Origin of the sequence: Nocardia sp. JW2, assembly GCF_051843015.1 — a bacterium.
Lineage (GTDB): Bacteria > Actinomycetota > Actinomycetes > Mycobacteriales > Mycobacteriaceae > Nocardia > Nocardia coubleae.
In genome coordinates this window covers 222877-235772 of the sequence record NZ_JBPXLK010000003.1, presented here as the reverse complement: position 1 = coordinate 235772, position 12896 = coordinate 222877, and the positions used below count along the sequence as shown (strand labels likewise).

Genomic DNA, 12896 nt, shown 5'->3' with positions numbered 1-12896 from the left:
GTCAGTCGCCGATGACGGCGAGGGCTTCCTCGTCTTCTTCGAGGTCCTCGTACCGGCCCTCCCACTCCTCGTAGAGCGGGATCTCGTCCTCACGGGTGACGACCCAGCCGACGCTGTAGCCGCCGTCCTCGTCGGGCACCATCACGTTCTCGATCTTGAGACCGAGCCCGAGGATCTCCGCCGCGCGGATCACCTCGGCCAGGTCGTCGCCTCGTACCACCGTCTGATTCGCGTACACCGTCAACATGCGCGGAATGGTAGCCGACGACAAAAGCCGCCGTGGTCATCGAGGCCACGGCGGCTGCGTCTTGCGAACCGGGTACTAGCGACCCGGGCAGATCAGATCTTGTTCAGAGCCAGCGCGAGCGCGGACTTCTTGTTGGCGGCCTGGTTGGCGTGGATGACGCCCTTGGAGGCAGCCTTGTCGAGCTTGCGGCTCGCGAACTGCAGCTGCTCGGCAGCCTTTTCCTTGTCACCGCTGGCGGCGGCTTCGCGGAAGTTGCGGATCGCGGTGCGCAGCGCGGACTTGACCGACTGGTTGCGCTTGCGCGCTTCCTCGTTGGTACGGATCCGCTTCATCTGGGACTTGATGTTGGCCACGCCTGTATCCTCTGGTTTCCTGTCGCTGGGTGGTATGTCTTGAAAGCTCGTCGGGCGCGCGCCCACGATGCAGCAGATGGTGCTGAACTACGGGTAACACCGCGCCGAAGATCGAGGTTACCAGCTCGGCACCGCCCGGCGAAATCGACCCCGCCCGTCCACATCGGTGCGGACGGCGAGTTCACCCGTTTCAGGTGATGCGAGAAATTTACGTGTGGCTCACACGGCGTTGTCACCGGGTAGTGGACAGTTTTCTCCCATGACCTCCACCACAACGCCGGGTACGGCACGATCCGCCTCACCGGCGTTGGTGAGCACGAACGGTCATCCGGCGGTCGCACACACCGGTTTGTTCCACGGCTACGGCCCCGGCCGCTTCGCCGACGCCTTCGACGAGATGTTCGACGCCACCGGCAAGGTCCGCGCGCCCTATCGCGGCATTCATTCCGCGATGGCCGCCAATGACGTCCACGATCTGGCCAAACGCTCCGCCGCCCTGGATCGCGCGTTCATCGACCAGGGCATCACCTTCTCGCTGTCGGGAAAGGAACGCCCCTTCCCCCTCGACCTGGTGCCGCGCGTGATCGCCGCGGCCGAGTGGGCGCATCTGGAGCGGGGCATCACCCAGCGGGTCCGCGCCCTCGAGCTGTTCCTGGCCGACGTGTACGGCGAGCAGAACATCCTGCGCGACGGGGTGATCCCGAAGCGCCTGGTCACCTCCTGTGCGCACTTCCACCGCGAGGCCGCGGGCATCGTGCCGCCCAACGGTGTGCGCATCCATGTGTCGGGCATCGACCTGGTGCGTGACGAACACGGCGATTTCCGGGTGCTCGAGGACAATCTGCGCTCGCCGTCGGGGGTCTCCTATGTGATGGAGAACCGGCGGACCATGGCGCGCGTCTTCCCCGACCTGTTCTCCTCACATCTGGTTCGCGCGGTCGGCGACTATCCGGCGCACCTGCTGCGGGCATTGCGTGCCTCGGCGGCACCCAACGAGGCCGACCCGACGGTGGTCGTCCTCACACCCGGGGTGCACAACGCGGCGTATTTCGAGCATTCGCTGCTGGCCAGGCAGATGGGGGTGGAGCTGGTCGAGGGTCGTGACCTGTTCTGCCGCGACAATGTCGTCTACCTGCGGACCACCGAGGGGGAACGGCAGGTCGACGTGATCTACCGCCGCATCGACGACATCTACCTCGACCCGATGCACTTCCGCCCGGACTCGGTGCTCGGCGTCGCCGGTGTGCTCAACGCCGCCCGCGCGGGCAATGTGGTGATCTCCAGTGCCGTCGGCAACGGCGTGGGCGACGACAAACTCGTCTACACCTACGTCCCGGCGATCATCGAGTACTACCTGCGCGAGAAACCGATCCTGCCCAATGTCGACACCTTCCGCTGCTGGCTCGACGACGAACGCGCGGAGGTGCTCGACCGGCTCGACGAACTGGTGGTCAAACCGGTGGAGGGCTCGGGCGGCTACGGCATCGTGATCGGCCCCGATGCCGACCGCGCCGAACTCGATGCCGTCCGCCGCAAGGTCTGCGCGGATCCGAGGGGCTGGATCGCGCAACCGGTGGTGCAGCTCTCGACGGTGCCGACCAAGATCGGCGACGACCTGGTCCCACGGCACGTCGACCTACGCCCGTTCGCGGTGAACGACGGCGACAGCATCTGGGTGCTGCCCGGCGGCCTCACCCGCGTCGCGCTGCCCGAAGGGTCGCTGGTGGTGAACTCGAGCCAAGGCGGGGGCAGCAAGGACACCTGGGTGCTGGCAGGCCGCTCCGACGACAGCGAGCTGGCCGGCCCGCAGCTGGTGAGTGATCCGCTCCGCGCCGATCCGTTCGAGCAGGGCCGCGACCTCACCACCTCCCAGGCTCATCAGCAACAGCAGCAGCAACAACAGACCCAGCGGCTGATCGGGGGTTGACCACATGCTCGCCCGCAATGCCGAATCCCTGTACTGGATCGGCCGCTACGTCGAGCGCGCCGACGACACCGCCCGCATTCTCGACGTGGCCGTGCACCAACTCCTCGAGGACGCCACCGTCGACGCCGACCGCACGTCGCGGGTACTGCTCGAGGTGCTGGGCATCGAACCGCCCGGCGGTTTGCGCCTGGACGTCTGGTCGGTCACCGATCTGGTCGCGTTCAGCCACGAGCACGGCGTGTCCATCAGCGAGTCCATCGCGAAGGCGCGCGAAAACGCCCGTGGTGCACGGGAAGTCACCTCCAGCGAGATGTGGGAGTGCCTCAACACCACCTACAACGGGCTGGCGGCCGCCGAGCAGGCCGCCCGTGGGCTGGGTCCGCATGAATTCTTCGCCTATGTCAAGGACCGCGCGGCGATGTTCACGGGTCTGACCGACTCGACGCTGAGCCGCGACGACGGGTACCGCTTCCTGCTGCTCGGCCGTTCCATCGAGCGCATCGACATGATGGTCCGCTTGCTGCTGTCCCGGGCCGGTGATCGCACCTCCTCACCCGCCTGGGTGACGGTGCTGCGCTCGGCGGGCGCCCACGACACCTACCTACGCACCCACCGTGGCGCGCTCGACGCGGCACGGGTGGCCGAATTCATCCTGCTCGACCGGCTTTTCCCGCGTTCGGTGTTCCATGCGTTGCTGGTTGCCGAGGCCTGTCTGACCGAGCTGGATCAGCGGCCGGGCAGCCGCGTCGGTGCCCGCCACGAAGCGCAACGCGTCCTCGGCCGGGCGCGCAGCGAACTGGAGTTCCTGCCGCCCGGCGTGCTGCTGGAAAACCTGCAGACCCGGTTGCTCGCCTTGCAGAAGGCGTGTCGCGATGTCGGGGAAGCCGTGTCGCGGCAGTACTTCCACGCCGCACCGTGGGTGGCGTGGACCGATGTGCGGCGCGGCACCGACGCCACCGTGACCGTGGAGGGGGAGCTGTGAGCTGGCGGATGCGGGTGGTGCACACCACCGGATACCTCTACGACGCGCCGGTGACGCGCTCGTTCAACGAGGCAAGACTCACCCCGAGGGCGGACAGCAGGCAGAACGTGATCCTCAACCGGGTCGAAACCGTGCCCGCCACCCGGTCCTACCGCTACACCGACTATTGGGGAACGGCCGTCACCGCGTTCGATCTGCACGCCCCGCACACCGAACTGGAGGTGAGCGGGTCGTCGGTGGTGGAAACCGAACCGTTCACCGAACCGGCGACGGAACTGACCTGGGACGAGTTGCGTGGCGAACGCACCGTCGACCGGTTCGACGAAATGCTCGGTCCCACCGCCTACGTGCCCCGCGACGAGCCCCTCGACGCCGTGGCCAAACAGCTGGCGCACGGTGTGACGCCCGCCGAAGCGGTGATCCGGGCGGCCGAATGGGTGCACCGGGAAATGGACTACAGCGCGGGCACCACCTCGGTGCACACCTCGGCCCCGCAGGCCTTCGCCGAACGGCGCGGCGTGTGCCAGGACTTCGCGCACCTGACACTGGTGTTGTTGCGTGCCATGGGAATTCCCAGCCGCTATGTGTCGGGATATCTGCATCCGAACCCGGCCGCGCCGATCGGGGAGGCGGTGGCGGGGGAGTCGCACGCCTGGGTGGAGGCCTGGACGGGACAGTGGTGGGGTTACGACCCGACCAACAATCTGGCGGTCAACGAGCAGCACGTGTCGGTGGGTGTCGGGCGGGACTACGCGGATGTACCGCCACTGAAAGGGGTGTTCTCCGGCGGCGGCTCGACAGACCTCGCGGTCGTTGTAGAGGTCACTCGCCTGGCGTAATGTCCGAAACGCTCGTGCGGACCCCGCTCGTCGCGGGGATCATTCTCCCGGAGAGGTGGTCGCAGATGTCGCTCACAGCACAAGAACTCAGTGAACCCGAAGTCATCCCCGAGCCCAAGAAATGGGCGGCGGAAGCGCTCGGCACGTTCCTGCTCGTCATGGGCGGTGTCGGCACCGCGGTGATCGCCGGTGATCGGGTGGGTGCGCTCGGTGTGGCGCTGGCCTTCGGTCTCACCCTGCTGTTCCTCGTGTACTCCATCGGGCCGATCTCGGGCTGCCACGTCAACCCCGCGGTCACGCTCGGCCAGCTGTTACTCGGGCGGGTCACGGTGGTCTCGGCGGTCGGCTACTGGGTCGCCCAGCTCATCGGTGGCCTCCTGGCCGGATTGGTGCTGTTCGCGGTGGCCAAGAACCTGCCGAGCTACGACCGCCCGGTCGACGGCCTCGGTGCCAACGGCTGGGGCAAGCACAGTCCGTCTGCGGCCACCGGCCCGCTCGGCGAGGTCGTGGTGCAGAACGGGTACGGCATGGCGGCCATGATCATCATCGAGGTGATGCTCACCGCGGTGCTGGTCTTCGTCGTGCTCGCTTCGACCGACCGCCTCTCGGATGTGCCACTGGCCGGTATGTCGATCGGTTTCACGCTCGCCGTGATCCACCTGATCTCGATCCCGGTCGACAACACCTCGGTCAACCCGGCGCGCAGCCTCGCGGTCGCTCCGTACCAGGACGGCGCGATGGGTCAGGTGTGGGCGTTCTTCGTGTTCCCGCTGATCGGTGGCGTGCTCGGGGCGTTGGTGTACGGCATGATCTTCGGCCGTTCCCGGGATGTACTGAGCTGAGCCGGGCTTTCACGACCCCCGATCCGGTGTGTCCGGATCGGGGGTCGTCGCGTCAGCTCCAGCTGTATTCGGCGACCAGCCGGTGCGCGACCAAGTCGAAGGTCTTACGTTCGACGATCGCGCCTTCGCGCCGGATGCCGTCCTCTGGCACATCGAGCACCCGGTCCAGCCGCACCCAGCTCGCCCGGCCCGCGTGGTCCCAGGGACCCGAGCCGATGCCCACCCAGTTGCGGTCGTGCGCGCGTTCGGGTTTCGACGACAGCATCAGCCCGAGCAGCGTCTTGCGGTCGCGACCGACCACCAGGACCGGGCGGTCCTTGCCGTTGGTCGGGTCCTCCTCGAACGGCACCCAGGTCCACACCACCTCACCCGGATCGGCGCGCCCGTCCAATTGCGGGCAGTAGACGATCTGGCGGGCCCGATGCGCGGTCGGCACGGGGGTGGAGGCGGTCGGGCGCACCGGCACGACGGGGCCGGGCTTGGTGCCGCCCAACGCACCCGCCAGCTTCTCGAGCAGCCGAGGTCCCTGCTTGCGCACGATCTTCGGCCCCTGCTCCTTGGCGATCACGCCGAGCTGCTTGCCGAGAGTGTTCCAACTGCTGGCCATGCTTGGAAATATAACGACTGACCCGGCTCCGGTGCACCGGTGACAGAGCCGCGCGTGTGGTCATGGGACGATGGACCCAGTTCGCCGATACCCCTCGAGGAGTGGAGTGGCTTCCAGCTTTGCCGATACGACGTTCACCGATCCGTCGCGGATCAGGAACTTCTGCATCATCGCCCACATCGACCACGGCAAGTCGACCCTGGCCGATCGGATGTTGCAGCTGACCGGTGTGGTCGAGGAGCGGGCGATGCGCGCCCAGTACCTGGACCGGATGGACATCGAGCGCGAGCGCGGGATCACCATCAAGGCGCAGAACGTCCGGCTGCCGTGGCAGGTCGACGGCACCGACTACGTGCTGCACCTGATCGACACCCCGGGCCACGTCGACTTCACCTACGAGGTGTCGCGCGCGCTGGAGGCCTGTGAGGGTGCGATCCTGCTGGTCGACGCCGCGCAGGGGATCGAGGCACAGACCCTCGCCAATCTCTATCTGGCGATGGACAAGGACCTCACCATCATCCCGGTCCTGAACAAGATCGACCTGCCCGCCGCCGACCCGGACCGCTACGCCGCCGAGATCGCCCACATCGTCGGGTGTGAACCCGACGACGTGCTCCGGGTCTCCGGCAAGACCGGTGTCGGTGTGCCCGCGCTGCTCGACGAGGCGGTCCGGCTGGTCCCGCCGCCGGTCGGCGACGCCGACGCGCCTGCCCGCGCCATGATCTTCGACTCCGTCTACGACACCTACCGCGGCGTGGTCACCTACATCCGTGTGGTCGACGGCAAGCTGACCCCGCGCCAGAAGATCAAGATGATGTCGACCGGCGCGACCCACGAGCTGCTCGAGATCGGCATCGTCTCGCCCGAACCCAAGCCCACCCAGGGCCTGGGCGTCGGTGAGGTGGGATACCTCATCACCGGCGTGAAGGACGTTCGTCAGTCCAAGGTCGGTGACACCATCACCAGCGCCCGCGACGGCGCGACGCAGGCCCTCACCGGGTACCGCGAACCCCAGCCGATGGTCTACTCCGGCCTCTACCCGGTGGACGGTTCGGACTACCCGAACCTGCGCGACGCCCTGGACAAGCTCCAGCTCAACGACGCCGCGCTCACCTACGTGCCGGAAACCTCGGTGGCGCTCGGTTTCGGCTTCCGCTGCGGCTTCCTCGGTCTGCTGCACATGGAGATCACCCGTGAACGCCTGGAGCGCGAGTTCGGCCTCGATCTCATCTCCACCGCGCCCAACGTGATCTACCGCGTGGTCATGGAAGACGGCAAGGAACACATCGTCACCAACCCCTCGTTCTGGCCGGAGGGCAAGGTGCGCCAGGCGTTCGAGCCGGTCACCAAGTGCACCGTGATCGCGCCGAGCGAGTTCATCGGCTCGATCATGGAGCTGTGCCAGTCGCGCCGCGGCGAGCTGCTCGGCATGGACTACCTCTCCGAGACCCGCGTCGAGATGCGGTACACGCTGCCGATGGCCGAGATCATCTTCGACTTCTTCGATTCGCTGAAGTCGCGCACGCGCGGCTACGCCAGCCTCGATTACGAAGAGGCGGGCGAGCAGGAAGCCGCGCTGGTGAAGGTCGACATCCTGTTGCAGGGTGAGGCCGTCGACGCGTTCAGCGCCATCGTGCACAAGGACGCGGCCCAGCCCTACGGCAACAAGATGACGACCAAGCTGCGCGAACTCATCCCGCGTCAGCAGTTCGAGGTGCCCATCCAGGCGGCGATCGGCTCGAAGATCATCGCGCGCGAGAACATCCGCGCCATCCGCAAGGACGTGCTCGCCAAGTGCTACGGCGGTGACATCAGCCGTAAGCGCAAGCTGCTCGAGAAGCAGAAGGAAGGCAAGAAGCGTATGAAGACCATCGGCCGGGTCGACGTGCCGCAGGAGGCCTTCGTGGCCGCGCTGTCCTCGGACGCGGCCTCGGACAAGCCGAAGGGCAAGTAACTCAGCCGGGTTCGGTGGGCACACGCACGGTGAGGCGTGTGCCGCCGAGCGGGCTGCCGCTCAATTCGGCTGTACCGCCGTGTAATTCGGCCTGTTGACGAACCAGCGCCAGTCCGAGTCCCGATCCGGGTGAACCGGGACGTTTGACGAAGCGGTCGAAAGCGTTGGCGCCCAGGTGCTCCGGGATGCCGGTGCCGTTGTCGTCGATGGTGATCGAGCCTTGCTCCGCCCGGACCCGCACCACGCTCGCCTGCCCGTGGTGTACCGCGTTGGCGACGGCGTTCGTCACGATCAGCATGATCCCGCCGGGCAGCCCTGTCATCGGGACCGGATCGCAGGCGGTGAGCGTGATCTCGGTGCCGGGGTGGGCGCGGCGCGCGTTCTGCACCGCGCGGTCGAGGGTTTCGCACAGTTCGAACGGTTCGAACGCGGCGCGGTCGGTGAGTTCGCCGACGGCCAGGCGCTCGAGATCGGTGAGGGTGTGCTCGATCTGGCGTTCGGCCGCGAGCACGTCGGCCAGGACGGTGCCGCGCTGCTCGGCGGGCAGTTCGGTACCGGCGAGCACCTGCAGGTCGGTGCGCATGGCGGTGAGCGGGGTGCGCAGTTCGTGCGCGCAGACGGCGGCGAAATCGCGGGCGCTCGCCAGGGCCTGATTGGTTTGTCCGTGGGCGGTTTCCAGGCGTTCGAGCATGCGGTTGATGGCGTCGGACAGTTCCTCGGCCTCTCTCACCCCGCGCCCCGGCAACGGCGGCAGGCGGTCGAGGGTATCGATCTCGTGTGTGGCCGAGGCGAGCCTGCGCAGCGGCCGGGCCGCGAAACCGGCCAGCACCCAACCCAATCCGGCCGCGACGAGCACTCCGCCCACGCCGATGCCGAGCCCGATCAGCTGGCTGCGGGTGATGGCGGCGTCGATCAGGTCGCGGTCGGGATTCAGCCGCACCACCATGCCCGGCGCGCCCTGCACGAGCGCCAGCCCGACATCCGGCGGCGCGGGGCGAGTGAGCGGTCGACCGTCGGGCGGCGGACCGGCCGAGCCGTCCGGTGCGACCTCGTCCGGTGCGGGTACAGGTGACGTTTCGAAGGGAGTCGCAGGCTCGGGCGGAACCGGTGGTGCGGAAGGGATTCGATGGGCGGGATGGGCGACGATCACCCGCATCGTCGACACCGTCTCGTCGAGCTGACGAGCACCCGCCGCTTTCAACAGTGCCGCGTAGGTGAGCCCGAGGGTCACCGCGACGACCGCGGCGACCACCGCCGACACCACCGCGACCCGGGTACGCAACGACCACGAGCGCGTTCTCACGGCTGCTCCCGCATGACGAACCCGACCCCGCGCACGGTGTGCACCACTCGCTCCACCCCGTCTGCCTCCAATTTCCGGCGTAGATACGACACGAACACATCAACCACATTCGTGTCGGTACTGAAGTCGTAGCCCCACACGGTGGACAGGATCTGTTCTCGACCCAGCACGATGCCCGCATTGCGGGCCAGCATCGCCAGCAGTTCGAACTCGCGTTTGGTCAGGTCGACCGGCCGTCCGGCCGCGTGCACCCGGTGCCCGGCCAGGTCGATCTCCACCGCACCGACCCGGATCGTCTCGCCGTTGGACCCGCCGGTGACCGGCCTGCGCCGCAGCAACGCCCGCAGCCGGGCCACGAGTTCGCCGAGGTCGAATGGTTTGGTGAGGTAGTCGTCGGCACCCTTTTCCAGGGCGGCGATGCGGTCGGTCACCGCGCTGCGGGCGCTGAGCACGCAGATGGGGATGTCGTTGCCCAACGCCCGCAACGCCGTGACCACGCCCACGCCGTCGAGCTCGGGCATGTTCACATCGAGCACCATCGCGTCGAGTGCGGCCGAGCGCACCAGGGTGAGGGCAGCGGCGCCGTCGCTCGCGGTGAGCACCTCGAACCCCGACAGTTCCAGCCCGCGCCGCAGCGACGCGAGCACGCGGACCTCGTCGTCGACGACCAAGATCTGCTGTCCGGTCATCTGCTCACCCTAGTGCGATCGATTGTCACAGCAGGTCAGCGCGGGAAAGCCGGACGCGCGGGGCGTGCGCCGTCGGGCAGCTCGATGACGGTCCGCTCCCCGCCCGGTGCGATCCGCACACACTCGACGCCCTCGGGAAGCTCGCCGGGTGCGCCCGGGCCGATGTGGATCGTGCGGTCGTGACCGGGATGTGCGGGGAAACGCTCGAGGTCGATGCGCGGTTCGTGCGGGGGTTCGGGCGGCACGGGCAGGTCGCCACCGGGAGCGGTACAGATGATCCGGACGTGTTCGCGGTCGGGGGCGCCGGGGTCGGCGAGCGCGGCGCCGCTGAGGGTCGCGGTGAGCAGCGCCACGCCGCCGACGGTCGCGGTGACGACGCCGATGCGGCGGCGCAGGGAGGAAGTGGTCATGATCGGTCTCCTGACTGTGTGGTCGCCGACTCGTCTCGGTCGGCGAAACCGACGCTAGGCAGGCGATCTTCACGCTTCGTTGAGCGATCGTTAGAGTTCTCTTGGGATCTGCGCCCCCCTGGTTCCGACGGCTCGCCGAAAGGCGTTGCTCGCCATAAGGTGGGACCGGTCGTCCTGGTGGAAATGACAGTACAGATCCGGGCAATTAGTGTTGGATGATCTTCACTTCGCCTCGTTCGTGGGTGGGGAGAGTCAGCGATGCGAGTGGTGGAGCAAGAATGACGCGGGAACTGCCTTTCGACGACGATGACGCGCGCGCCGACGGCACCGACACGGCCTACCTGGTGGCCAACGGTGTTGCTCGAGTGGCGCGGGCGGGCGCGTACGTCACCGGTGGCGCGTTGGTCGCCGCCAACGGGACGAGCCCGGAACAGGGCAGCAGCAATGCCGACAGCCGCTACGCCGGCTGGTCGTCGCAGGTGCCGAGCGACCCGGAGCCCGACGCACCGAGCCCGGTCCTCACCTTCCCCGACCTGCCCGCGGAACCGGCGCCGAACCCGTTGCCCTACAGCCCCTTCGGTACGCAGCGCCCCATGGACGGCGATGTCACGCTGACCTCGCAGCCACGCGAAAGCGGTTGGCGCCCCGAGATTCCGGGTTCCGACGGCGACCAGGGCATGCGGATTCCCGGCACCGACGACGACGATTCGTCGAACGGCATCGGCATCCCCTCCTACGGGCCCAAACCGGGCTACGGCGACAGCGGCTTCGGCATCCCGGGCACCGACAAGCCGAGCGCCGGCCAGCCCGGCGCCGGGCAGCCGGGCGCCGGGCAGCCGGGCGCCGGATTCCCCGAACTCGACGGCATTCCCGGCATCGGGATCCCGGGATACGACGGCATCCCCGGTGGTATCCCCGGTTACGACGGCATCCCCGGTGGCGGCATCGGCATCCCCGGTTACGACGGTCTGCCCGGTGCGGGTATCCCCGGATACGATGGTGGCGCCCCCGGCTTCGGCGGTGGGATCCCCGGCTACGACCACGGCCTGCCCGGCTTCGGTGGCCTGCCCGGCTCCGACGGGGCACACCAGGTCGCGAACCCCGGCGGCGCCTTCGACGGAATCGGTGACCTGTTCGACGGCTTCGGTGCGATGGTGACCTCCGACTGGCAGATCGACATGCACGCCGGGCTCGACGGTGTGTGGTTCACCTCCCAGATGAAGGTCGACGTGCAGGTCGGCAATGTCGGCGACGCGCTCGACGACTACAGCCAGTGGCTCGGCGACGGAATTCGCATCCCCGGCGAGACCGCACCGCTCGACGGTGCGGCGAATGGGGTACCCGGCGCCCCGACCGGCCCGGCGCTGCCCGGTTCGGCACTGCCTGGCTCGGACGTACCCGGTGGATCGACGGGTCCGGCGCTGCCCGGCTCCGAGGCCCCTGCGGCGAGCCCTGGTCTCCCAGGATCCGCGACGGGTGCCGACCTGCCCGCAGCGACTGTTCCCGGCTCGACCGGTGCGCCCCTCGCACCCGGACAGAGCGCACCCGGCCAGCCCGCGCCAGGCGCGCCCGGTCAGACCGATTCCGTCACACCCGGCCCCGGCGGATCGGCCGTGCCCGGCGCCACCGCGCCCGGCCCCGGCGGGTCGGCCATGCCCGGCGCCACCGCGCCCGGTCACACCGGACCGGGTCAGACCGGACCGACGCAAGGCGCGGTCGTGCCGGGTCAGTCCGCGCCGGCCCCCGGCCATGCGGCCCCGGGCGGCGTAGCGCCGGTAACCGGTGTGCCCGCGCCCACCGCCATGGCGCCCGTCGCCCCCGCACCGGTGGCCCCGGCGCCGATCGCTCCGGCCCCCGCCGCCATCGCACCCGCGCCGATCGCCGCGGCACCCGCTCCGGCACCCGTCGCCCCGGTCCCGGCTCCGGTTCCGGTCGTCGCCGCGCCGATCGCACCGAGCCCGGTGGTCAGCACACCCCTGCAGACCACCATCCAGCCCGACGCGGCGACCACCCCCATCGCCAATGTGCTCGGTGGTCCGGCGGGCGCGTCCCCGCTCACCGCGCCCGCGGCGGCTGTGCCGGGCCTGCTCGCTCCGGCACCGGTCACCAAACCCGTTGTGGTTCCCGAGCCTTCGACCAGCACGCCGACAACCCTGCCCACCGTCACCCCGCCGTCGACGCCGACGACCGTCGACCTCAGCACGCCCTCGACGGTGAAGCTGCCCGAGGTGCCGACCGTGACCGTCCCGACAACACGTCCCGACGTGACGGTGCCGACGGTCACCGTGCCGACCACCGGAGTCACCGTCCCGGTGACGCCGACCTACCCCGACGACGACCTCACCACCGGCCCCGGTACGGGCGCGACGACGCCGAGCACCCCCAGCGTCGATACGCCCGCCGACCCCACCGGCCCGACCGCGTCGGTGCCGACGGCGACCGTACCCTCACAGCAGCCGACCGCGCCGACCAAGCAACCGACCGTCGACGTCGACCCGCCCGCGGTGGTCACCCCGCCCGCCACGGTGGCGCCGACCGTCGCACCGGTGAAACCGCCGGTCATCGAGACCAAGCCCATCGCCGCCGAGTTCGATCAGCACGACGGCGGCTACTATGGCGCCTCGGCCGGTCTGTTCGAGCCGGGTGTCGGTGCCGCCGACTTGTCGTCGGCGTTTCCCACCGCGCACGCTGGGTACGACTTCGTCTAGTCCCAGAACGAGGACCGGGCCCATGCAACGAGAGT

General features: G+C 68.9%; 12 protein-coding genes. 6 read left to right on the top strand and 6 right to left on the bottom strand.

Features of this window, described 5'->3' with window-relative positions; translation table 11 throughout:
• Position 1 precedes the first annotated feature (1 nt).
• A complete protein-coding gene (locus tag ACSVDM_RS06435; protein WP_439263555.1) occupies positions 2-247 on the bottom strand; it encodes a hypothetical protein in 246 nt (81 codons plus the stop codon).
• Between the two features lie 92 nt (positions 248-339).
• A complete protein-coding gene (gene rpsT, locus ACSVDM_RS06430; RefSeq protein ID WP_067486282.1) occupies positions 340-600 on the bottom strand; it encodes a 30S ribosomal protein S20 in 261 nt (86 codons plus the stop codon).
• A 397-nt stretch (positions 601-997) separates the two neighbouring features.
• Here rpsT and ACSVDM_RS06425 point away from each other — a divergent pair, with 397 nt between their 5' ends.
• From ACSVDM_RS06425 to ACSVDM_RS06410, 4 genes are all read left to right on the top strand, one after another.
• The gene (locus ACSVDM_RS06425) at positions 998-2527 is read left to right on the top strand and encodes a circularly permuted type 2 ATP-grasp protein (RefSeq protein ID WP_439263756.1); all 1530 of its coding nucleotides are present in this window, start codon (positions 998-1000) and stop codon (positions 2525-2527) included.
• A gap of 4 nt (positions 2528-2531) precedes the next feature.
• Positions 2532-3509: an alpha-E domain-containing protein gene (locus ACSVDM_RS06420; RefSeq protein WP_439263552.1), complete on the top strand. Its 978-nt coding sequence runs from the start codon at positions 2532-2534 to the stop codon at positions 3507-3509.
• Between the two features lie 8 nt (positions 3510-3517).
• The gene (locus ACSVDM_RS06415) at positions 3518-4348 is read left to right on the top strand and encodes a transglutaminase family protein (protein WP_439263755.1); all 831 of its coding nucleotides are present in this window, start codon (positions 3518-3520) and stop codon (positions 4346-4348) included.
• 65 nt (positions 4349-4413) lie between these two features.
• Positions 4414-5190 (top strand): aquaporin, encoded by a 777-nt coding sequence (locus ACSVDM_RS06410; RefSeq protein WP_181698353.1) that lies wholly within the window; start codon positions 4414-4416, stop codon positions 5188-5190.
• Positions 5191-5242: 52 nt separating this feature from the next.
• Here ACSVDM_RS06410 and ACSVDM_RS06405 read toward each other — a convergent pair whose 3' ends face one another.
• Complete coding sequence (locus tag ACSVDM_RS06405) at positions 5243-5797, bottom strand: type II toxin-antitoxin system PemK/MazF family toxin (RefSeq protein WP_439263550.1); 555 nt, start codon at positions 5795-5797, stop codon at positions 5243-5245.
• Between the two features lie 70 nt (positions 5798-5867).
• Between ACSVDM_RS06405 and lepA the strand changes: the two genes are divergently transcribed.
• Entirely contained in the window at positions 5868-7751 is a 1884-nt protein-coding gene (gene lepA / locus ACSVDM_RS06400; protein ID WP_067642339.1) for a translation elongation factor 4, read from the top strand.
• Position 7752: 1 nt separating this feature from the next.
• On the opposite strand, the gene ACSVDM_RS06395 is transcribed toward lepA, so the two are convergent.
• The 3 genes from ACSVDM_RS06395 to ACSVDM_RS06385 are packed head-to-tail and all read right to left on the bottom strand — an operon-like array spanning position 7753 to position 10153.
• Positions 7753-9054 carry a sensor histidine kinase gene (locus tag ACSVDM_RS06395; RefSeq protein WP_439263548.1) on the bottom strand — a complete coding sequence of 434 codons (1302 nt, stop codon included), beginning with the start codon at positions 9052-9054 and terminating at the stop codon, positions 7753-7755.
• Positions 9051-9743, bottom strand: coding sequence for a response regulator transcription factor (locus ACSVDM_RS06390; RefSeq protein ID WP_439263546.1), 693 nt, complete (start codon positions 9741-9743; stop codon positions 9051-9053). Before ACSVDM_RS06390 ends, ACSVDM_RS06395 begins: the two co-directional genes overlap by 4 nt.
• A gap of 35 nt (positions 9744-9778) precedes the next feature.
• On the bottom strand, positions 9779-10153 hold the full coding sequence (locus ACSVDM_RS06385) for a hypothetical protein (protein ID WP_439263544.1): 375 nt from the start codon (positions 10151-10153) through the stop codon (positions 9779-9781).
• A 278-nt stretch (positions 10154-10431) separates the two neighbouring features.
• On the opposite strand from ACSVDM_RS06385, the gene ACSVDM_RS06380 reads away from it, so the two are divergent.
• Positions 10432-12861: a hypothetical protein gene (locus ACSVDM_RS06380; protein WP_439263542.1), complete on the top strand. Its 2430-nt coding sequence runs from the start codon at positions 10432-10434 to the stop codon at positions 12859-12861.
• Positions 12862-12896: the final 35 nt, after the last annotated feature.

Bases quoted from the DNA above. Each gene is read 5' to 3' on its own strand.
- ACSVDM_RS06435 (WP_439263555.1), bottom strand. From the start codon at position 247: ATGTTGACGGTGTACGCGAATCAGACGGTGGTACGAGGCGACGACCTG.
- ACSVDM_RS06425 (WP_439263756.1), top strand. From the start codon at position 998: ATGTTCGACGCCACCGGCAAGGTCCGCGCGCCCTATCGCGGCATTCAT.
- ACSVDM_RS06420 (WP_439263552.1), top strand. From the start codon at position 2,532: ATGCTCGCCCGCAATGCCGAATCCCTGTACTGGATCGGCCGCTACGTC.
- ACSVDM_RS06415 (WP_439263755.1), top strand. From the start codon at position 3,518: ATGCGGGTGGTGCACACCACCGGATACCTCTACGACGCGCCGGTGACG.
- ACSVDM_RS06410 (WP_181698353.1), top strand. From the start codon at position 4,414: ATGTCGCTCACAGCACAAGAACTCAGTGAACCCGAAGTCATCCCCGAG.
- ACSVDM_RS06405 (WP_439263550.1), bottom strand. From the start codon at position 5,797: ATGGCCAGCAGTTGGAACACTCTCGGCAAGCAGCTCGGCGTGATCGCC.
- lepA (WP_067642339.1), top strand. From the start codon at position 5,868: ATGGACCCAGTTCGCCGATACCCCTCGAGGAGTGGAGTGGCTTCCAGC.
- ACSVDM_RS06390 (WP_439263546.1), bottom strand. From the start codon at position 9,743: ATGACCGGACAGCAGATCTTGGTCGTCGACGACGAGGTCCGCGTGCTC.
- ACSVDM_RS06385 (WP_439263544.1), bottom strand. From the start codon at position 10,153: ATGACCACTTCCTCCCTGCGCCGCCGCATCGGCGTCGTCACCGCGACC.
- ACSVDM_RS06380 (WP_439263542.1), top strand. From the start codon at position 10,432: ATGACGCGGGAACTGCCTTTCGACGACGATGACGCGCGCGCCGACGGC.